Source organism: Streptomyces sp. NPDC027189 (assembly GCF_055566975.1).
In genome coordinates, this window is sequence record NZ_JBVHRI010000005.1 from 212,786 (window position 1) to 233,854 (window position 21,069).

General features: G+C 69.6%; 15 protein-coding genes. 7 read left to right on the forward strand and 8 right to left on the reverse strand.

Translation table 11 applies throughout. The features are described from left to right. Nucleotides 1-81: 81 nt before the first annotated feature. Nucleotides 82-741 (reverse strand): hypothetical protein, encoded by a 660-nt coding sequence (locus tag ACZ4RZ_RS14555; RefSeq protein ID WP_467744622.1) that lies wholly within the window; start codon nucleotides 739-741, stop codon nucleotides 82-84. A gap of 75 nt (nucleotides 742-816) precedes the next feature. Continuing rightward, the gene (locus tag ACZ4RZ_RS14560) at nucleotides 817-2,568 is read right to left on the reverse strand and encodes a S8 family peptidase (protein ID WP_467744624.1); all 1,752 of its coding nucleotides are present in this window, start codon (nucleotides 2,566-2,568) and stop codon (nucleotides 817-819) included. A gap of 376 nt (nucleotides 2,569-2,944) precedes the next feature. On the opposite strand from ACZ4RZ_RS14560, the gene ACZ4RZ_RS14565 reads away from it, so the two are divergent. After that, nucleotides 2,945-3,880 (forward strand): SMP-30/gluconolactonase/LRE family protein, encoded by a 936-nt coding sequence (locus ACZ4RZ_RS14565; protein WP_467744626.1) that lies wholly within the window; start codon nucleotides 2,945-2,947, stop codon nucleotides 3,878-3,880. A 54-nt stretch (nucleotides 3,881-3,934) separates the two neighbouring features. Here the strand turns inward: ACZ4RZ_RS14565 and ACZ4RZ_RS14570 are convergent, their stop codons facing one another. Beyond that, nucleotides 3,935-5,023, reverse strand: a complete 1,089-nt coding sequence (locus tag ACZ4RZ_RS14570; protein WP_467744628.1) for a PAC2 family protein — start codon at nucleotides 5,021-5,023, stop codon at nucleotides 3,935-3,937. A 270-nt stretch (nucleotides 5,024-5,293) separates the two neighbouring features. Here ACZ4RZ_RS14570 and ACZ4RZ_RS14575 point away from each other — a divergent pair, with 270 nt between their 5' ends. Genes ACZ4RZ_RS14575 through ACZ4RZ_RS14590 form a run of 4 tightly spaced genes read left to right on the forward strand, consistent with a single transcriptional unit; the run spans nucleotide 5,294 to nucleotide 10,179 of the window. Further along, nucleotides 5,294-6,607, forward strand: a complete 1,314-nt coding sequence (locus ACZ4RZ_RS14575; RefSeq protein ID WP_467744629.1) for an enolase C-terminal domain-like protein — start codon at nucleotides 5,294-5,296, stop codon at nucleotides 6,605-6,607. Beyond that, nucleotides 6,604-7,635: a sugar ABC transporter substrate-binding protein gene (locus tag ACZ4RZ_RS14580; protein WP_467744631.1), complete on the forward strand. Its 1,032-nt coding sequence runs from the start codon at nucleotides 6,604-6,606 to the stop codon at nucleotides 7,633-7,635. The genes ACZ4RZ_RS14575 and ACZ4RZ_RS14580 overlap by 4 nt, the downstream gene beginning before the upstream one ends. Nucleotides 7,636-7,639: 4 nt before the next feature. Further along, nucleotides 7,640-9,163, forward strand: coding sequence for a sugar ABC transporter ATP-binding protein (locus ACZ4RZ_RS14585; protein ID WP_467744633.1), 1,524 nt, complete (start codon nucleotides 7,640-7,642; stop codon nucleotides 9,161-9,163). Beyond that, on the forward strand, nucleotides 9,160-10,179 hold the full coding sequence (locus tag ACZ4RZ_RS14590; protein ID WP_467744635.1) for an ABC transporter permease: 1,020 nt from the start codon (nucleotides 9,160-9,162) through the stop codon (nucleotides 10,177-10,179). The genes ACZ4RZ_RS14585 and ACZ4RZ_RS14590 overlap by 4 nt, the downstream gene beginning before the upstream one ends. Nucleotides 10,180-10,212: 33 nt before the next feature. Here the strand turns inward: ACZ4RZ_RS14590 and ACZ4RZ_RS14595 are convergent, their stop codons facing one another. From ACZ4RZ_RS14595 to ACZ4RZ_RS14615, 5 genes are all read right to left on the reverse strand, one after another. Beyond that, nucleotides 10,213-10,884 (reverse strand): FadR/GntR family transcriptional regulator, encoded by a 672-nt coding sequence (locus ACZ4RZ_RS14595; protein WP_399076672.1) that lies wholly within the window; start codon nucleotides 10,882-10,884, stop codon nucleotides 10,213-10,215. Nucleotides 10,885-11,100: 216 nt separating this feature from the next. Next, on the reverse strand, nucleotides 11,101-12,717 hold the full coding sequence (locus tag ACZ4RZ_RS14600) for a glycerol-3-phosphate dehydrogenase/oxidase (protein WP_467744637.1): 1,617 nt from the start codon (nucleotides 12,715-12,717) through the stop codon (nucleotides 11,101-11,103). Nucleotides 12,718-12,725: 8 nt separating this feature from the next. Beyond that, nucleotides 12,726-14,264, reverse strand: a complete 1,539-nt coding sequence (gene glpK / locus ACZ4RZ_RS14605; protein WP_467744638.1) for a glycerol kinase GlpK — start codon at nucleotides 14,262-14,264, stop codon at nucleotides 12,726-12,728. Nucleotides 14,265-14,376: 112 nt separating this feature from the next. Further along, on the reverse strand, nucleotides 14,377-15,171 hold the full coding sequence (locus tag ACZ4RZ_RS14610; protein WP_467744640.1) for an MIP/aquaporin family protein: 795 nt from the start codon (nucleotides 15,169-15,171) through the stop codon (nucleotides 14,377-14,379). Nucleotides 15,172-15,569: 398 nt separating this feature from the next. Beyond that, entirely contained in the window at nucleotides 15,570-16,334 is a 765-nt protein-coding gene (locus ACZ4RZ_RS14615) for an IclR family transcriptional regulator (RefSeq protein ID WP_467744642.1), read from the reverse strand. Between the two features lie 268 nt (nucleotides 16,335-16,602). Here ACZ4RZ_RS14615 and metH point away from each other — a divergent pair, with 268 nt between their 5' ends. Both metH and ACZ4RZ_RS14625 read left to right on the forward strand, forming a co-directional pair. Continuing rightward, nucleotides 16,603-20,130, forward strand: coding sequence for a methionine synthase (metH, locus tag ACZ4RZ_RS14620; protein ID WP_467744644.1), 3,528 nt, complete (start codon nucleotides 16,603-16,605; stop codon nucleotides 20,128-20,130). Nucleotides 20,131-20,338: 208 nt separating this feature from the next. Then, entirely contained in the window at nucleotides 20,339-21,040 is a 702-nt protein-coding gene (locus ACZ4RZ_RS14625) for an HAD family hydrolase (RefSeq protein WP_467744645.1), read from the forward strand. Nucleotides 21,041-21,069 lie beyond the last annotated feature (29 nt).

Here is a 21,069-nt window from a genome sequence, read left to right on the forward strand (position 1 = left end):
ACCGCATCACCAACAGCAACGGCCGGGCGCCGGGCGGGTTCTCACCCGCCCGGCGCCCTCTGTGCGGGGAGCCGTCCGCCGCTACTTGTTCACGATGACGGCCTGGATGGCGCCGCTGGTGGAGTCGTAGATCCCGATGACCTGCTGCCCGTAGGCGAAGGCTTCCTGGACCTCGTCATGCGTCACCTGGTTGGGGTTGACCAGGCTGTGCCACACGTTGTTGATGAGCAGGTAGAGAATCGACGGCTGGCCCGGGAGCGGAGTGACGACGTCCCAGAAGCGCGTGGCCACGCCACTCACCAGCGCCAAGCTCTCGACGGCGCTCGGCAGGACCAGCGGCTGGCCCAGCTGCTGTTGCTGCTGCCCACCGAGCTGCTGCCCACCGAGCTGCTGGAGCAGCTGCTGGAAGGGCTGCTGCTGACCGAGCTGCTGCAGCTGCTGCTGCAGGTGCGGCGGAATCTGCTGCGGGATCTGTTGCGACGGAATCTGCTGCTGGCCGATGCCCTGCTGCCCGTACGGCTGCTGCATCATCTGCTGCCCGAACGGCTGCTGCTGGCCGATGCCCTGCTGCTGCCCGAACGGCTGCTGCTGGCCGATGCCCTGCTGCTGCCCGAACGGCTGCTGCTGGCCGGTGCCCTGCTGCTGCCCGAACTGCTGCGGCGGTGCCGTGCTGGGGCCCTGCTGGCCCATGTGCTGTCCTTGCTGCTGTCCCAGTTGGCTCATCTGCGGGGTGGTGCTCATGCGGGTGCCACCTTCCCTCATTGGTTGAGCATTGGTTGGGTTCCGTCGGCCCGTGAACGGTCGGCCCGTGAACGGTCAGCCCGTGATCACCAGGCCGACGATCTCGTCGTCCGAGAACCAGACACGTACGTCGGGCCGTCCCCCCGCGAACGCGGTGTGCACCGCCTGACGGGTCTCGGGGGACGGGTTGTTGAGGTTGCGCCAGGCGCCGGACACGTACAGCCGGAGCCTGGGCGGGAGTTCACGCGGATACGGCAGCAGCTCGTCCCAGTACCGCTCGGCCTGGCCCGAGCCGACCGCCTCCGGCAGCAGATGGGTGACCGCCGCCTTGATGTCCGGCCGGTTGCCGATCCGCTGGGATGCGGGTCGGCCCGGCGCGTCCTGCTGCGGGGAGCCCGTGGCCCGCAGCACCGCGCGGGCACGCTCCGGGGACATCGGTTCCTGGCCCGCCGCCTTGAGCATGCCTTGCAGCGCGGCCAGGGCGCCGACCACCACCGGGGAGGCGGAGGAGGTCCCGGAGAACGTGTCCGTGTACCAGCCGATCTCCTCGGCACCGCCCTGCAGATCGCCGGGCCGGTCCCAGAAGCCGCCGGTGGTCGTGACCTCGCGTCCCCAGCCCTGCGCGTCCACGCGTGCCCCGTAGTTGGAGAACGCGAGCCGTGAGCGGTCCGGGCCGTGGTCGCGGCCGTGTGTGCCGGGAGGCGGTGCGCCCGCGCCGACCAGGACCGCGCCGGAGGACTGGTTGGAGGGGTTGAAGGGGTTGCGCCACCACTCAGGGAACTCGGCGGGGCGGCGCTCGTACACCGCGTCGTCGAGCGACTCGGCGCCGTTGCCGGCGGCCGCCACGACGAGGACGCCCTTGGCGGTCGCGTACCGGATGGCCGTGAAGTTGTCCGGCCACCACTCGATCGCTGTGTAGCCCTGCTGGTCGTCGCGCTGTTCGAAGTCGAACCGCGGTCCTGGGGCGTGCAGTTCGATCAGGAGGATGTCGCCGGGGCCGAGCCGGTCCGCCGCCGCGTGGATCGCGGCCGCCGTGCCGATGCCCTGGAAGGATGCGGCCGCGGTCACGGCGTCCGGCACGATGCCGGTGATGCCGTACTCGCCCTGGTCGCCGCCGATCACCCCGATGACGGCGGTGCCGTGGTTGCGCCAGGCGAGGTCCGTCAGCGGGGTGCCGACGACGACACCGGCGAGTTTCGCGGCCAGGTCCTCGTGCCCGAGCTGCCAGGCGCCCTCCACGTCGATCACCGTGACGCCCTGGCCCGTACCGCCCGGCCGCTGCCAGGCCCAGTAGGCGTCGATGCCCTCGGGCGCCGGGCGCAGATAGCCCTGGCGGCTGGTGAAGTCGGGGGTGACGGGCGCCCCTTCCTTCATCCGCCGGCTGTCGTCCGAGCTCTGCCCGACCGACCCCACGGAAGCGGGTACGGCGCCGGGCTTCACGTACGCCGTGTCGATCTCCGGGAGTGCGGCGATGCGCGAGCGCAGTTCCTGGGCGCGGCTCTCGACGCCGCGCACCCGGTAGAAGAGCGCGAGGTCGGGCCCGCTCTCGGTGCCCGCCGCCGCGGACTGCTGCTGCGACTGCTGGAGTCGCTCCTCGCTGCCGAACAGCGGTTCCAGGGTGAGCTGTTCGTCGCTGAGGAACATGTTGAGGGCCGATACGTCGGCGCCCACCGCCGAGCGGACGCCCTCGGCCCGGGCGCGGAGCCGGGCCTCGGGGCGTGCGACGACGATCAGCTCCTGCTCGGCTCCTCGGTAGGTGAATCCCGCTCCGTCGGGCCCCGGCCCGGACGTTCCCGGGCCCTGCGTCGGCTGTACCTGGTCGGTCATCGCGTACCGCTCCCTTCGGTCCATGCGGGTGCCGGTCCATGCGTGTGCTCTGCCGTGCCTGTCTACTGCCGTGCCCTGTCCACTGCCGTGCCTTGAATCCTTGCGGCGCTGTGCCGCGGGACGACGCGCTGCCATGTCCCGTCCCCGGGCCGCGCCTTCGGAGCACAACCTGGCACGGCTGCGGCGACTCGTCCACCCCGTCTTCGCCAACTTGGTTTGAAAACAAGTTGAATGGGGAACCCTGTGCAATCCGTCTTGAAACAGATGTCACGTCGCAATCCGGCCAAAGGCTGCGGAGGCGTATGTCATGTGATGGGGTGGCAGCGGCTGTTGACCCCTTGGCCGGCCCGAGCCGGCCCCCGCGGAAGGACGTTCCATGCACCGTTCCTTCGCACGTCGAAGACTGCTCACCGGGACCGCCGCGCTGGGAGGAGCGGCACTGCTGGGCGGTACCGCCCACGCGGCCGAACAGCGTCGGCCCACTCAGTTCCCTCTGCCGAACGGCTTCCAGCCCGAAGGCATCACCATCGGCTCCGCCCCGTTCGCGTACTTCGGATCGCTCGCCAACGGAGACATCTACCGCGCGAGCCTGAACACCGGGCGCGGCGGCATCATCAGCAAGGGCCTCGGGGCCGAACACCCCACCGTGGGCCTCAAGATCGGCCGCCACGGCAGGCTCTTCCTCGCCGGCGGCGGCAGCGGCGAGCTGCGTACCGTCGACGCCCGCAGCGGCGAGATCGAGAAGGTGTACGCCGTCGGGGGCACCTTCGTGAACGACGTGATCCTCACGCCGGACGCCGCCTGGTTCACCGACTCCTACCAGGCGCGGCTCTACCGGCTCGCGCTCGGCAGTCACGGTGAGCCCGGGCCCGTCACGACCGTGCCGCTCAGCGGCGACTGGGAGCAGGGACCGGACTTCACCGCCAATGGCATCGAGCGCACGCCCGACGGCCGCGCGCTGCTCGTGGTGAACACGGTCGCGGGCGGCGGCGGACTCATGCGGGTCGACCCGCGTACGGGGGTGGCCACCGCCGTGGACCTGGGAGCCTCCCGACTCCCCAACGGAGACGGCCTGTTGCTCCTCGGCCGCACCCTCTACGCCGTTCAGCAGCAACAGAACCTGATCGACGTCTTCCGCCTGAACGCCTCCGGCACCAAGGGCAAGGCGATCGCCCGGATCACCGACCCGCGCTTCAGGATCCCGACGACGGTCGCGGCGTGGGACGACCGGCTGTATCTGCCGAATGCCCGCTTCGACGCCGAGCCGACGCCCGACACGGAGTACGACGTGGTGGCGGTGGACCGGGACTGATGGGCCTCCGATGATTCAGGGGCGGTACGCGTCGTGCGTACCGCCCCTGCTGGTTCAGTCCTCCGAGGAGTCCTCGGAGGAGCTCTCCCGGCCGTCGCCATCGGGCCCGGTGTCGGCATCGGGCCCGATGCCGGGTCCGGTGTCGGCCTCGGCATCGGGTCCGACACCGGACCCGGATCCGGCGTCCGTCTCCGGCCGCTGCGGCTTCGGCGGCCTGGTGCGGCCGCTGGGGCTGTCGCGGAGGTACGAGGCGGTGTCGCCGCTCTCCGTGGCGTGGCCCCCGGCCCCCGCCGCCGGACCCCCGCCGTCCCGTCTGCGCAGATAGCGCTCGAACTCGCGGGCGATCGCCTCGCCGGACGCCTCGGGCAGCTCGGCGGTGTCCCGGGCCTCCTCCAGCGTCTGCACGTACTCGGCGACCTCGCTGTCCTCGGCGGCCAGCTGGTCGACGCCGAGCTGCCAGGCGCGCGCGTCCTCGGGCAGCTCGCCCAGCGGAATGCGCAGGTCGATGAGGTCCTCCAGGCGGTTGAGGAGGGCCAGCGTCGCCTTCGGGTTGGGCGGCTGCGAGACATAGTGCGGTACGGCCGCCCACAGCGACACGGCCGGTACGCCCGCGTGCGTGCACGCCTCCTGGAGGATGCCGACGATGCCCGTGGGGCCCTCGTACTTGGTCTCCTCCAGGTCCATGGTGCGGGCCAGATCGGGATCGGACGTGACCCCGCTGACCGGCACCGGACGTGTGTGCGGGGTGTCGCCGAGCAGGGCGCCCAGGATCACCACCAGCTCGACACCCAGCTCGTGCGCGAAGCCGAGCAGTTCGTTGCAGAACGAGCGCCAGCGCATTGACGGCTCGATACCGCGGACCAGCACCAGGTCGCGCGGCTTCTCGCCGCCGACCCGGACCACCGACAGCCGCGTGGTCGGCCAGGTGATCTTGCGTACACCGGCGTCCAGCCACACGGTGGGGCGGTTCACCTGGAAGTCGTAGTAGTCCTCGGCGTCCAGCGCCGCGAACACCTCGCCCTTCCACTCCCTGTCCAGATGCGCGACCGCGGTGGAGGCGGCGTCGCCGGCATCGTTCCAGCCTTCGAACGCGGCCACCATGACTGGGTCGATCAGCTCGGGAACCCCCTCCAGCTCGATCACCCAGCGCCTCCTTCCGACGTGCCCTCGCGTACGCCCCAACCTTACGGCGTTCCAAGGGGGCCTCCGCAGCCCCCTTGCACGGGGGAGTGAACGGATCACTGCCCCGCCGAGGGCCCGGAAACACTCTTGATCGCCACCCCGGGCCACCCCGCAGTCATCCGAGCTGTCCTTGGTCAACTTCACCGAGGACCCTGGACGTTGTCGTGCGGCCGCGCTATACGTCGGATGACCGCGAGAGGTCCGATGTTCAGTGGGCGACAAGGGGCACGCATGGACGAGACCGTCACCGGCTTCGAGGTGCACGACATCCGGTTTCCCACTTCGGAGCAGCTCGACGGCTCGGACGCGATGAATCCGGATCCGGATTACTCCGCCGCCTATCTGGTCCTGCAGACCTCCGATGGATCGGAGGGCCACGGCTTCTGCTTCACCATCGGCCGCGGCAACGAGGTCGTGGCCGCGGCGATCGAGGCGCTGCGCCCCTATGTAGTCGGGCGTCCGGTCCCTCGTACGGCGGCCGATCTCGCCGCCGTCCATCTCGCGGTCACGCATGACTCGCAGCTGCGCTGGCTGGGGCCCGAAAAGGGGGTCATGCACATGGCGGCGGGCGCGGTGATCAACGCCGCCTGGGACCTCGCGGCCCGGCGCGCGGGACTGCCCGTGTGGCGCTTCCTCGCGGGCATGACCCCCGAGGAACTGGTCTCGCTGGTCGACTTCCGTTACCTCAGTGACGCCCTCACCCCGGACGAGGCGCTGGCCGTCCTACGGGCCGCCGAGCCCGGCCGCGTCCTGCGGACGGAGCAGCTGATCGAGGACGGCTATCCCGCGTACACCTCCACCCCCGGCTGGCTCGGCTACGACGACGCCAAGCTGGTCCGCCTCGCCGAGCACGCCGTCGCCGACGGCTTCACCCAGATCAAGCTGAAGGTCGGCGTGGACATCGAGGAGGACGTCCGGCGCATGCGCCTGGCCCGCAAGGCGGTCGGTCCGGACGTGCGGATCGCGGTCGACGCCAACCAGCGCTGGGACGTCGGAGAGGCGGTCCGGTGGATGGCGGCCCTGGCCCCGTACGAGCCGTACTGGATCGAGGAACCCACCAGCCCCGACGACGTACTCGGCCACGCGGCCGTCCGCGACGGGCAGCCGGTGCGTGTCGCCACCGGCGAGCACGTCGCCAACCGCGTCGTCTTCAAGCAGCTTCTGCAGGCCCGCGCCGTCGACTTCGTGCAGATCGACGCGGCCCGGGTGGCCGGGGTCAACGAGAACCTCGCGATCCTGCTGCTCGCCGCCAAGTTCCAGGTCCCCGTCTGCCCGCACGCGGGCGGGGTCGGGCTGTGCGAGCTGGTCCAGCACCTGGCGATGTTCGACTACGTGGCGGTCTCCGGCAGCCGCGAGGACCGGGTCATCGAGTACGTCGACCATCTGCACGAGCACTTCACGGACCCGGCGGTCGTCGTGGCGGGCCGCTACAGGGCGCCGAGCGCCCCCGGTTTCTCGGCCCGGATGCGACCCGAGTCGATCGCCGCGCATTCCTATCCGGACGGGCCCGTCTGGCAGACGTCGAAAGGGAGTGGCACCCGATGAGACTGCGTACGACAACCACGCTGGCCTGCGTCGCCCTGCTGGCCTCGACCGTGCTCGCCGCCTGCAACCGGGACTCGGGCGGCGGCTCTTCGAGCGACAAGATCGGCATCGACATGCCCCGCAACGACAGCGACTTCTGGAACTCCTACCAGGACTATGTGAAGAAGGACATCAAGGCCGACAAGCTCTCCACGCTGCCGCTGACCAACTCCCAGAACGACATCGGGCGGCTCGCGGCCAACGTCCAGACCTTCACCGACCAGGGCGCCAAGGCCGTGATCATGGCCCCGCAGGACACCGGCGCGGTCGCCGAGACGCTCAACACCCTTCAGGAGAAGAACATCCCGGTCGTCAGCGTCGACACCCGTCCCGACAAGGGAGAGGTCTACATGGTCGTACGGGCCGACAACCGCGCCTACGGTGAGAAGGCCTGCGAGTATCTCGGCGAGCAGCTGAAGGGGACGGGCAAAGTCGCGGAGTTCCAGGGCGACTTGGCGTCCATCAACGGGCGGGACCGCTCCGAGGCGTTCAAGTCGTGCATGACCAAGAACTATCCGAAGATCAAGGTCTTCGAACTGGCCACGGAGTGGAAGGGCGAGGTCGCCTCGGCGAAACTCCAGTCGACGCTGGCCGCCAACCCGGATCTGAGCGGGATCTACATGCAGGCCGGCGGTGTCTTCCTGGAGCCGACCCTGGCCCTGCTGGAACAGAAGAAGCTGCTCAAGTCCGCGGGGACCAAGGGCCACATCACGATCATCTCCAACGACGGCATCCCGCAGGAGCTGGACGCGATCCGCGCCGGAAAGATCGACGCGACCGTCTCGCAGCCCGCCGACCTGTACGCCAAGTACGCGCTCTACTGGGCGAAGCAGGCCCTGGACGGCGTCAAGGTGAAGACGGGCGGGACCGACCACGACTCCACGATCATCAAGATCCCCAACGGGTACGAGGACCAGCTGCCCGCGCCGCTGGTGACCAAGGACAACGTGGACGATCCGAAGCTCTGGGCCAACCAGTTGGGCAAGTAGCGTGGTGACGGCGGCAGTTCACGCGCAGGGCGTCCGTAAGCGCTTCGGGCCGACCCTCGCGCTCGACGGCGTCGACCTCACCGTACGGCCCGGCGAGTCGCACGCGCTCGTCGGGCGCAATGGCGCGGGCAAGTCGACACTGGTGAGTGTGCTGACCGGGCTGCACCGCCCGGACGCCGGGACCGTCCGCTTCGACGGGGAGCCGGCGCCGCCGTACGGGGACACGGCGGCCTGGCAGTCCAAGGTGGCGTGTGTCTACCAGAAGTCGATGGTCGTGCCGGAACTCACCGTCGCGGAGAATCTGTTCCTCAACCGGTTCGCCGAGCGGTTCATCCGGTGGCCGCGGCTGCGCTCCCGCGCCCGGGCGCTGCTCGCCGAGTACGGGGTGGATGTGGACCCCGGCGCGCGGGCCAGGGAACTCACCGTCGAACAGCGGCAGTTCGTCGAGATCGCCAAGGCGCTCTCCTTCGGCGCCCGGCTCATCATCCTCGACGAGCCGACCGCGCAGCTGGACGCGCACGGCATCCAGCGTCTGTTCGACAAGCTCCGCGACCTCCAGGCGCACGGGGTCGCGTTCCTGTACATCTCGCACCATCTCCAGGAGGTGTACGAGCTCTGCTCCACCGTGACGGTCCTGCGCGACGCCCGTCGGGTGCTGACGGCGCCGGTGGCGGGCCTGGGCAAGGCGGACCTGGTCGCGGCGATGACGGGGCAGGAGGCGTCGGCCGTGGCCGACTGGGAGCCGCGACGGACGGGCAGCGCCGATGTCGAGCCGCTCCTCGAGGCGCAAGGGCTCGCCCTGGAGGGCCAGTTCGAGCCCGTCGGCTTCACCGTGCGCCCCGGTGAAGTGCTCGGTCTCGCCGGAGCGGCGGCCAGCGGGTGCACCGCGCTCGGCGAGACGCTGGTGGGCATGCGGACGCCGACGGCGGGCGCGATCCGCGTCCGTGGACGGGCGATCCGGGCCGGCAGCGTGCCGCACGCCCTGGAGGCGGGCATCGGCTACATCCCCGAGGACCGGCACCGTCAGGGACTCGTCACCGGCCGCAGTGTCGCCGAGAACGCCACGCTCACCGTCGCCGACCAGCTGGGCCCCTGGGGGACCGTACTCCCGTCCCGTACCCGGCAGTTCGCGGCCTCCATGATCCGCTCGCTGGACATCAAGACCCGCGGACCCGACCAGCCCGTGTCGGGGCTGTCCGGCGGCAACCAGCAAAAGGTCGTCGTGGCACGGGCGTTGGCCCGCCGCCCGCACGCCCTGGTGGCGCTGCGCCCCACCGCCGGGGTCGACGTCCGCTCCAAGGAGGCCCTGCTCTCCGTCGTACGACGGGTAGCCGACGAGGGACGGGCGGCGGTGATCGTCTCCGACGAGCTGGACGATCTGCGGGTCTGCGACCGGCTGCTGGTGCTCTTCCACGGGCGGGTGGTGGGGGAGTACGGCGCCGGATGGACCGACCGGGAGCTGGTGACCGCCATGGAGGGTGTGGGCGAACGGGAGTCCCCTGTGGCCGGGCAGAAAGAGGGAGCATGACGGAGACCCTGCGGCCGCCGACCGCCGCCAAGGAACGATCTCTGCAGTTCGTACGGTACGTGCGCTGGAGCGACTTCTCGCTGGTCCCGGTGATCCTCGTCCTGATGGTGATCGGCTACATCGTCTCGCCGGTCTTCCTGACCTCCACGAACCTCATCAACGTCGTACAGCAGTCGAGCGAGCTGAGCCTGCTCGTGCTCGGTCAGGCGCTGATCCTCATCTGCGGCCGGATGGACCTCTCCCTGGAGTCGACGATCGGCATCGCCCCGGTCATCGCCATGTGGCTGGTGCTGCCGACGCACGGGGGCCGTTTCGCCGGGCTCGGCCTGCTCCCGGTCTGGACGGCCATTCCCGTCTGTCTGCTCGCCGGTCTGCTGATCGGTTGCGTCAACGGCTTTCTGATGCTCAAGCTGCGCGTCAACGGCTTCATCGCCACGCTCGGCATGCTCACCATGCTGCGTGGCCTCCACATCGGCATCACCGAGGGCAAGTCGATCACCGATGTGCCCGAATCCTTCCGGTACCTGGGCAAGACGGACTGGCTCGGGGCGCCCGCCGCCGTCTGGATCTGTCTCACGCTCTTCGCGGTCGGTGGCTGTGCGCTCGCCTGGTTCCGGCACGGGCGCGCGCTGTACGCGATCGGCGGCAACCCGGAGGCCGCCCGCGCGGCCGGAATCCGGGTCGACCGCATCACCTGGATCGTCCTCGGGGTCGGCGGCCTGCTCGCCGCCTTCGCCGGCGTCCTCTACACCGGACACTACGGCTCGGTCGCGGCGACGCAGGGCAACGGCTGGATCTTCCAGGTCTTCGCCGCGGCGGTGATCGGCGGGATCAGTCTGAAGGGCGGCCGGGGCACCCTCTTCGGCGCGCTGACCGGCGTACTGACCCTGCAACTCGTCGTCAACGTCATGACGTTGGGCGGAGTGCCCGCGCTGTGGAACCAGTTCCTCAACGGGGCGATCATCATCGTGGCGCTGGTGATCTCGCGGTTCGCGAGCGGCGAGAAGCAGGACTGAGGCTTCCAGCGGACCACGAGCCTTCCCCGGGGACTACAGCGTCGAGCGCAGCCACTGCTCCACGCTGGCGATGTGGACGGTGGCCCAGGAGCGGGCCGCCTCCGCGTCGCGGTCCCGCAGGGCCGCGATGATCGCCCGGTGCTCGTGCAGGGTGCGGCTGACCGCGTCCTCCTGAGTCAGGCCGCGCCAGATGCGGGCCCGGGTCGTGGGCCCGGACAGCCCGTCGAGGAGGGAGCACAGCACCGAGTTGCCGGAGCTCTGCACGATGCCCCGGTGGAACTCCAGGTCGCAGGCGACGAGTTCCTCCACCGAGGGTGCCGCGCCGAGGGCATCCAACTGGGCGGTCAGCGCGTCCAGTTGCTGCTCGCTGATGCGCGAGGACGCCATCGCCGTGGCGGCGGGCTCCAGGATCCGGCGCACCGCGAGGAATTCCAGCACGGTGTCGTCGCGGTGGAAGTCGACGACGAAGCTCAGCGCCTCCAGCAGGAGTTGGGGATCCAGGCTGGTGACATAGGTGCCGTCGCCCTGCCGTACGTCCAGGATGCGGATGAGCGACAGGGCGCGTACGGCCTCCCGCAGGGAGTTGCGGGACAGTCCCAGTTCGGCCGCGAGCTCGCTCTCCTTGGGCAGTCGGTCGCCGGGGCGCAGCGCGCCGGAGACGATCATTCCCTTGATCTTCTCGATCGCCTCATCGGTGACTGCCATGGAGGGCCTCCTTGTCGCTCAGACATCCGATGTCTCACGCCATTATGGGGGTTCAGTGGGCTGAACGGGGCGGAGAAGCCGATGTTTGCTCAGGTGAGGGCCGTGAGGCCGGGGCAGCGGCGGAGGGGGCGAAGTGTCCGGCCTCCCCAGGTGCCCGGACACGCGAGAGGGGCGGCTCCCCCCCGTGGGAACCGCCCCTCCAGTGCCGCCGGATGCCTACTTCTTGTCGAGCAGGTCCTGCACCTTGCCCCGTACCTCGTCGGTGGCGAGCCCGCGGATCGTCAGCGTCGTACGGCGACGCAGCACGTCGTCGGCCGTCTGGGCCCACTCGTTGTCCCGGGCGTAGACGACCTGCGCCCAGATCTCGGGCGCGTCCGGGTGGACGCGTTCGCCCAGTTCCGGGTTCTCGTTCGCCAGGCGGGCGATGTCGAAGGCCAGCGAACCGTAGTGCGTGGCCAGGTGCTTCGCGGTGTCCGCCGCCATGCGCGGGCCGGGCGCCGGGCCGTCGACGAGCAGCCGGTGGGCGACCGCGCGCGGGTTGGCGACGCCGGGAAGCGGGAGCTTCTTCGGCAGCTCGGAGATCGGCTCGAAGTCCTCGCCCAGCGGGTGGCCCGGCAGCGACTCCAGCTTCTTCATGACCGTACGGCCGATGTGCCGGAAGGTGGTCCACTTGCCGCCCGCGACGGACAGCATTCCGCCACGGCCTTCCGTGACGACCGTCTCGCGCTTGGCCTTGGACGTGTCGCCGGGACCGCCCGGCAGCACCCGCAGACCCGCGAAGGAGTACGTGATCAGGTCACGCGACAACTGCTGGTCCCGGATGGAGAACGCGGCCTCGTCCAGGATCTGGGCTATGTCCTTCTCGTTCACCGCGACCTCGCCCGGGTCGCCCTCGTACTCCTCGTCGGTCGTGCCGAGCAGCAGCATGTCCTCCCACGGGAGGGCGAAGGTGATCCGGTACTTGTCGATCGGGGTGGCGAGCGCGGCCTTCCAGGGGGCGGTGCGCTTCAGGACCAGGTGCGCGCCCTTCGAGAGGCGGATGGACGGCGCCGAGTTCGGGTCCTCCATCCTGCGCAGGTGGTCGACCCACGGGCCGGTGGCGTTGAGCACGAGGCGCGCGTTGACGCCGAACTCCTCGCCGTTGGTGCGGTCCTTGAGGTCCGCACCCGTGACCCGGCCCTTGGTGAAGCGCAGGCCGGTGACCTCGGCGTGGTTGAGGACGACGGCGCCGGACTCGACCGCCGCGCGGACCGTCATCAGGGCCATCCGGGAGTCGTTCATCTGGTCGTCGCCGTACACGGCCACGGCCTTCAGGTTGTCGGTGCGCAGCTCGGGCACGTCCTGCGCGGCCTTCGAGGGGCTGAGCAGGTGACCCACGCCGTCGCCGAACGCCGACAGGGCGGAGTAGGCGAAGACGCCCGCTCCGAGCTTCGCAGCGCCGTGCGGCCCGCCCTTGTACACAGGGAGGTAGAACGTGAGCGGGTTCGCCAGGTGGGGGGCCACCTGGCGGGAGACCGCACGGCGCTCGAAGTGGTTCTCCGCCACCAGCTTCACCGCGCCGGTCTGCAGGTAGCGCAGACCGCCGTGGAGAAGCTTGGAGGAGGCGGAAGAGGTGGCGCCGGCGAAGTCGCCGGCGTCGACCAGAGCCACCCGCAGCCCGGACTGCGCGGCGTGCCAGGCGGTGGAGATGCCCAGGATGCCGCCGCCGATGACGAGGAGGTCGTACGTCGCCTTGGAAAGCTGCTCCCGGGTCTCGGCGCGGCTCGGGTTCGAGCCGGAGGCCGGGTGCGTACCGAGGGCAGGCACGGACTGCAGGGTGGCTTGACTGGTCATGCGGGTTCTTACTCCTCGTCCTCGATCCAGCCCATGGTCCGCTCGACGGCCTTGAGCCAGCTCTTGTACTCACGGTCGCGGGTTTCCGCGGCCATGTTCGGGGTCCACTCCGCGGCCCGGCGCCAGTTGGCGCGCAGGTCCTCGGTGTTGGACCAGAAGCCGACGGCGAGACCGGCGGCGTAGGCAGCGCCGAGGCAGGTGGTCTCGGCGACCATCGGGCGCACCACGGGGGCGTCCAGGACGTCGGCCAGGGTCTGCATCAGCAGGTTGTTGGAGGTCATGCCGCCGTCGACCTTGAGGGCCGCGAGCTCGACGCCGGAGTCCTTCGTCATGGCGTCGGTGATCTCACGGGTCTGCCAGGCGGTGGCCTCCAGGACGGCGCGCGCGATGTGCGCCTTGGTGACGTACCGGGTCAGACCGGCGATCACACCGCGGGCGTCGGAGCGCCAGTACGGGGCGAACAGACCGGAGAAGGCCGGCACGAAGTAGGCGCCGCCGTTGTCCTCGACGGAGGACGCGAGCGTCTCGATCTCGGCGGCGGACTTGATCAGGCCCATCTGGTCGCGCATCCACTGCACCAGCGAACCGGTGACGGCGATCGAGCCCTCGAGGGCGTAGACCGGAGCCTGGTCGCCGATGCGGTAGCCGACCGTGGTCAGCAGGCCCGAGTACGAGTTGATGATCTTGTCGCCGGTGTTCATCAGCATGAAGGTGCCGGTGCCGTACGTGGACTTGGCCTCGCCCTCGGAGAAACAGGTCTGGCCGAACAGGGCCGCCTGCTGGTCGCCGAGCGCGGAGGCGACCGGGATGCCGCCGAGCAGGTCACCCAGCTTGCCGCCGGTGATCTCGCCGTACACCTCGGCGGAGGAGCGGATCTCCGGCAGCATCGCCAGCGGGACGCCGATGGACTCGGCGATCTTCTCGTCCCACTCCATGGTGTGCAGGTTCATCAGCATGGTGCGGGACGCGTTGGTCACGTCGGTGACGTGCTTGCCGCCGTTGACACCACCGGTCAGGTTCCAGATGACCCAGGTGTCCATGGTGCCGAAGAGGATGTCTCCGGCCTCGGCGCGCTCGCGCAGGCCCTCGACGTTGTCCAGCAGCCAGCGTGCCTTCGGGCCGGCGAAGTACGAGGCGAGGGGGAGGCCCGTCTCGCGGCGGAAGCGGTCCTGGCCGACGTTGCGGCCGAGCTCCTTGCAGAGCGCGTCGGTGCGGGTGTCCTGCCAGACGAGGGCGTTGTGGACGGGCTCACCGGTGTTCTTGTCCCACAGCAGCGTGGTCTCACGCTGGTTGGTGATGCCGATGGCCTTGATGTCGTCGCGGGTGATGCCGGCCTTCTCGATGGCTCCGGCGACGACCTCCTGGACGTTGGTCCAGATCTCGGCGGCGTTGTGCTCGACCCAGCCCGGCTTCGGGAAGATCTGCTCGTGCTCCTTCTGGTCGACGGAGACGATGCGTCCGTCGCGGTCGAAGACGATGCAGCGGGACGAGGTGGTGCCCTGGTCGATCGCGGCGATGAAGGGGCCGGCGGTGTGTGCGTCGGTCACGGTGTGCTCCTGGTAGTTCCGTATGAAAGGGGCTCTATTTACGGCGCTGTGCTGTGAGGAGTCGTGCTGTGAGGCGTACGGCTTGGGGAGGCCTTGCTCTCAGCGGTTGCTCTCAGGCGAAGGCGACGTTGTATATGCCTGCTGCGACCGCGCCGCCGATGAGCGGACCGGCGATCGGGATCCAGGCGTAGCTCCAGTCGGAACCACCCTTGTTGGGCAGGGGGAGCAGGGCGTGCACGATGCGCGGACCGAGGTCACGGGCCGGGTTGATCGCGTAGCCCGTCGGGCCGCCCAGCGAGAGGCCGATGCTGACCACCACGAGGGCGGTGATCAGGGCGCCCAGGGTGCCCAGGCCGTTGCCGTTGTCGTTCAGGCCCTGGGTGAGGACCGCGAGAACGAGCACGATGGTGCCGATGATCTCGGTGGCGAGGTTCTGCAGCACGTTGCGGATCTCGGGGCCGGTGGAGAAGATGCCGAGCACGGGGCCCGCGCCGGTCTCCTGGGCCTCGACGGCCTTGGTCTTGGTGGCCTGCGCACCCGGACCGCCGACGATCTCGCGGTCGGTGAGATGCGCGTGGAACTGACCGTAGTAGGCGACCCAGACCAGCGCGGCACCGATCATGGCGCCGAGCAGCTGACCGGCGAAGTAGGTCGCGACGTTGCTGTAGTCGTTGTCCTTGATCGCGAGCGCGAGCGTCACGGCCGGGTTGAGGTGCGCACCCGAGAGGGGCGCCGAGATGTAGACCGCGGTCAGTACCGCGAAGCCCCACCCGAAGGTGATGGCGAGCCATCCGGCGTTGCGCGCCTTGGAGGCCTTCAGTGTGACGGCGGCGCACACGCCACCGCCCAGCAGGATGAGTACGGCGGTACCGATGGTCTCGCCGATGAAGATGTCGGAGCTGGACACCCGCGACTCCTTTGTCCTTCGTCCAGGGGAAGCCGAACCCCGGGTCCCTCCGGTGGTTCGTGCTCTCGGGGAGTGAGAGCGATATCGGCCCCTTGGCTTTGCACACTCTAGCGCGTATTGCCGTTAGGTGTTCGACAATGTCGACCGATGGACGGGAGTCTTGCTTCCGCGTTACCAGCTCGTCAAGGGCTCGGTAATCGAAAACAGGATCGTTATTGATCGCCGCGAGTTATCGATCTTGAGGTGGCGGCGCACCGCGCGGGACCGGGCACTTTTCGTGGTCGCGGGGGGCATACGAAAGGCCGGCACGTCGATGACGTGCCGGCCTGTGGACGTACGCGGGCGCATGGGCGTACGTGGGGGTGCGTGGGTACGAAGGTGCGTGGGCGTACGTGGGTTCAGAACCGCCCCGCGCCCAGATCCCGTGACACCGCGCGGGCGCAGTCGCGTACCGCCGCGATGAGGTCGGGGCGCAGCTCCCCGTTCTTGCGGACCCGCTCCACGGCCCCCGTGATGCCCACCGCGCCGACCGGCATCCGCCGCTGGTTGTGGATGGGCGCGGCGATCGACGCGACCCCCGTCCAGGTCTCCTCGACGTCGTCCGCGTACCCGCGCGCCCGCGTCAGGTCGAGCACGCCTTCGAACTCCTCGAGCTCGCTGATCGTGCGAGGCGTGAACACCTTGCGCTCGGCCTCCACGACCTCGCTGTGCGCGACCGGGTCGTACGCCGACAGGACTTTGCCCAGTGCCGTGGAGTGCAGCGGCTGCATGGCCCCGACCTCCAGGACCTGGCGGCTGTCGTCGGGTCGGAACACGTGGTGCACGATCAGGACGCCCTGCTGGTGCAGTACACCGAGATAGACGCTCTCACCGCTGGAACGGGCCAGGTCGTCGGTCCACACCAGGGCGCGCGCCCGCAGCTCGTGCACATCCAGGTACGTCGTCCCCAGCCGCAGCAGCTCGGCGCCCAGCTGATACCGCCCCGAGGCGGTGTCCTGCTCGACGAAGCCCTCCTGTTGAAGGGTGCGCAGTATGCCGTGGGCCGTACCCTTGGCCAGGCCCAGCGAGGAGGCGATGTCCGACAGGCCGAGCCGCCGCTCCCCGCCCGCGAGCAGCCGCAGCATCGCCGCCGCCCGTTCGAGCGACTGGATGTTCCGTGCCATCCCCGTGCTGCCTCCGTCCCCTTCGACCGCCGGCGCGCGACTCGGTGCCGCCGTTCGGCAATGTCGAACACTACCGGTCGTTGCCAGCGTCCCGCTAATGGGTGGTCGTCATGTGTCGCACACGTCTTCACACCGCCGTCGCACACGCCACGCCCGTCCGCCCCGTGGACGCCCCTGACCCTTCCGCGTGCTCCGGGCTACCCTGGCGGCGTGCGCCTTCCATGGGAAGCGCAAAGCCGACAGCCGTCGCACTCCAGGGAGCACCTTCATGGCCTCGTTGCCGAACCCGTCCCTTTCGTCCGAGCTTGCCGAGAGCCGGAGGCGCATCGACGCACTCCGCCAGGCCCTCGCCACCCGTGTGGTGGTGGCCGACGGCGCGATGGGCACGATGCTCCAGGCGCAGGATCCGACGCTGGAGGACTTCGAGAACCTCGAAGGCTGCAACGAGATCCTGAACCTCACCCGCCCCGACATCGTCCGCTCCGTGCACGAGGCGTACTTCGAGGTGGGCGTCGACTGCGTCGAGACGAACACGTTCGGGTCGAACCACTCCGCGATGGCCGAGTACGACATCGCCGACCGTGTCTTCGAGCTCTCCGAGGCGGGGGCCCGTATCGCCCGCGAGGTCGCGGACGAGTTCGGCGCCCGTGACGGCCGTCAGCGCTGGGTCCTGGGCTCCATCGGTCCCGGCACGAAGCTGCCGACCCTCGGCCACGTCGGCTACGGAACCCTGCGCGACGGATTCCAGGCGAACGCCGAGGGCCTGATCGCCGGCGGCGCGGACGCCCTGATCGTCGAGACCACCCAGGACCTGCTCCAGACGAAGTCCTCGGTCCTGGGCGCCCGGCGCGCCATGGAGGCGACCGGCGTCGACATCCCCCTGCTCGTCTCCATGGCCTTCGAGACGACCGGCACGATGCTCCTCGGCTCCGAGATCGGCGCCGCGCTGACCGCCCTCGAACCGCTCGGCATCGACATGATCGGCCTGAACTGCTCGACGGGCCCGGCGGAGATGAGCGAGCACCTGCGCTATCTCACCCGCCACTCCCGCATCCCCTTGCTGTGCATGCCGAACGCCGGTCTGCCGGTCCTCACCAAGGACGGCGCCCACTTCCCGCTCGACGCGGTGGGGCTGGCCGACGCCCAGGAGAACTTCGTACGCGACTACGGCCTCTCGCTCATCGGCGGCTGCTGCGGTACGACGCCCGAGCACCTGCGCCAGGTCGTCGAGCGCGTCAACGGGGTCACGCCCCCCGAGCGGCACCCGCAGCCCGAGCCCGGCGCCGCCTCCCTCTATCAGACCGTCCCGTTCCGCCAGGACACCGCCTACATGGCGATCGGTGAGCGGACCAACGCCAACGGATCCAAGAAGTTCCGCGAGGCCATGCTGGGCGGCCGCTGGGACGACTGCGTGGAGATGGCCCGCGACCAGATCCGCGAGGGCGCGCACATGCTCGACCTGTGCGTCGACTACGTGGGCCGCGACGGCGTGGCCGACATGGAGGAGCTGGCCGGACGCTTCGCCACCGCCTCCACGCTGCCGATCGTCCTCGACTCCACCGAGGTCGACGTCATCCGGGCGGGCCTGGAGAAGCTCGGCGGCCGGGCGGTCATCAACTCGGTCAACTACGAGGACGGCGACGGCCCGCAGTCGCGCTTCGCCAAGGTCACCCGCCTGGCGCAGGAGCACGGCGCCGCGCTGATCGCGCTGACCATCGACGAGGAGGGCCAGGCCCGCACCGTCGAGACCAAGGTCGCCATCGCCGAGCGGCTGATCGAGGACCTGACGACGAACTGGGGCATCCACGAGTCGGACATCCTCATCGACACGTTGACCTTCACCATCTGCACGGGGCAGGAGGAGTCCCGCAAGGACGGCATCGCGACGATCGAGGCGATCCGCGAACTGAAGCGCCGCCGCCCGGACGTGCAGACCACGCTCGGCCTGTCGAACATCTCCTTCGGTCTCAACCCGGCCGCCCGCATCCTGCTCAACTCGGTCTTCCTCGACGAGTGCGTCAAGGCGGGCCTGGACTCGGCGATCGTGCACGCCTCGAAGATCCTGCCGATCGCCCGCTTCGACGAGGAGCAGGTGCAGACGGCTCTGGACCTCATCTACGACCGTCGCTCCGAGGACTACGACCCGCTGCAGAAGCTGATGGCCCTGTTCGAGGGCGCCACCACCAAGTCGCTGAAGGCGGGCAAGGCCGAGGAACTGGCCGCGCTGCCGCTGGACGAGCGGCTGAAGCGGCGGATCATCGATGGTGAGAAGAACGGTCTGGAGGCGGACCTCGACGCGGCGCTCCAGGACCGCCCCGCGCTCGACATCGTCAACGAGACGCTCCTCGACGGCATGAAGGTCGTCGGCGAGCTCTTCGGCTCCGGCCAGATGCAGCTGCCGTTCGTGCTCCAGTCCGCCGAGGTCATGAAGGCGGCCGTCGCCTACCTCGAACCGCACATGGAGAAGTCGGACGCCGAGGGCAAGGGCACCATCGTGCTCGCCACCGTGCGCGGTGACGTCCACGACATCGGCAAGAACCTCGTCGACATCATCCTGTCCAACAACGGCTACAACGTCGTCAACCTCGGTATCAAGCAGCCGGTCTCCGCGATCCTGGAAGCCGCCGAGGAGCACCGGGCCGACGTCATCGGCATGTCCGGGCTCCTGGTCAAGTCCACGGTGATCATGAAGGAGAACCTGGAGGAGCTGAACCAGCGCGGCCTCTCGGCGGACTACCCCGTCATCCTCGGCGGGGCGGCGCTGACCCGGGCGTACGTCGAGCAGGACCTGTACGAGATCTACCAGGGCGAAGTCCGCTACGCCCGGGACGCCTTCGAGGGCCTGCGTCTGATGGACGCGCTGATCGGGGTCAAGCGCGGGGTGCCCGGAGCGGTGCTCCCCGAGCTCAAGCAGCGCCGGGTGCGCGCCTCGGCCGACACGGTGGTCGAGGAGCGCCCCGAGGAGGGCCACGTCCGTTCCGACGTCGCCGTCGACAACCCCGTGCCCAAGCCGCCGTTCTGGGACACCCGCGTCATCAAGGGCATCCAGCTCAAGGAGTACGCCTCCTGGCTGGACGAGGGCGCGCTGTTCAAGGGGCAGTGGGGGCTCAAGCAGGCCCGCACGGGCGACGGGCCGACGTACGAGGAACTGGTCGAGACCGAGGGCCGGCCGCGGCTGCGCGGGCTGCTGGAGAAGCTCCAGACGGAGAATCTGCTGGAGGCGGCCGTGGTCTACGGCTACTTCCCGTGCGTGTCCAAGGACGACGACCTGATCATCCTGGACGAAGAGGGCAACGAGCGCACCCGCTTCACCTTCCCGCGCCAGCGCCGCGGCCGTCGGCTCTGCCTGGCCGACTTCTTCCGGCCGGAGGAGTCCGGCGAGCGGGACGTCGTCGGCCTCCAGGTCGTCACCGTCGGCTCCCGGATCGGCGAGGAGACCGCCAAGCTCTTCGAGTCGAACTCGTACCGCGACTACCTCGAACTGCACGGCCTTTCGGTGCAGTTGGCGGAGGCGCTGGCCGAGTACTGGCACGCGCGCGTGCGTTCGGAGCTGGGCTTCGCCGGCGAGGACCCGGCCGCCATCGAGGACATGTTCGACCTGAAGTACCGCGGCGCCCGCTTCTCGCTCGGCTACGGCGCCTGCCCCAATCTGGAGGACCGGGCCAAGATCGCCCGCCTCCTCGAGCCGGAGCGCATCGGCGTCCACCTGTCCGAGGAGTTCCAGCTCCATCCGGAGCAGTCCACGGACGCGATCGTGATCCACCACCCCGAGGCGAAGTACTTCAACGCGCGCTGACACGTACGGCGACGGACGATGAGAAGTACGCCGACGGCGCCGAGAAAGTACGTCGACGTGCTCTGAGACGCATCGCGACGCGCCCTGAGAAGTACTGGCACGCGCGCTGATCGGATAAGTCGTACACTGGTCGGTCCACTGCAGGCCGGTTGTCCCTTTGTGAAAAAAGGGCAACCGGCCTGATCGTCCCTCAAGGAGGTGCGCCCGGATGACCAGTACGGTCCCCGCGCTCGGTACCCGTACGGCCGAAGGCTCTGCCCTGGAGGCCGTACTCCTCGACATGGACGGCACCCTGGTGGACACCGAGGGCTTCTGGTGGGACGTCGAGGTCGAGGTATTCAGGTCCCTCGGCCACGTCCTCGACGAGTCCTGGCGCCATGTGGTGGTCGGCGGTCCCATGACCCGCAGTGCCGGATTCCTCATCGAGGCCACCGGAGCCGACATCCCGCTCGCCGAGCTGACCGTGCTGCTCAACGACGGTTTCGAGGACCGTATCGGCCGCTCGCTGCCGCTGATGCCGGGCGCGGCCAGACTCCTCGCCGAGCTGGCGGCGCACGAGATCCCCACCGCCCTGGTCTCCGCCTCGCACCGGCGGATCATCGACCGCATCCTGAGCTCGATCGGCCCCCACTACTTCGCCCTGACCGTCGCGGGCGACGAGGTGGAGCGGACCAAGCCGTTCCCCGACCCGTATCTGCTCGCGGCCTCCGGGCTCGGCGCGCGTCCGGCCAGGTGCGCCGTCATCGAGGACACCGCGACGGGCGTCGCCGCCGCCGAGGCCGCGGGCTGCCAGGTGGTCGCCGTACCCTCGGTCGCGCCCATCGCCCCGGCCGCACGGCGCACGGTCGTGACGTCTCTCGAAGAGGTCGACCTGTCTTTTCTACGCGGCTTGATGACGGAAATGCGCTAGGCGTTCACCCAGCGTGCATAGCCGAATGC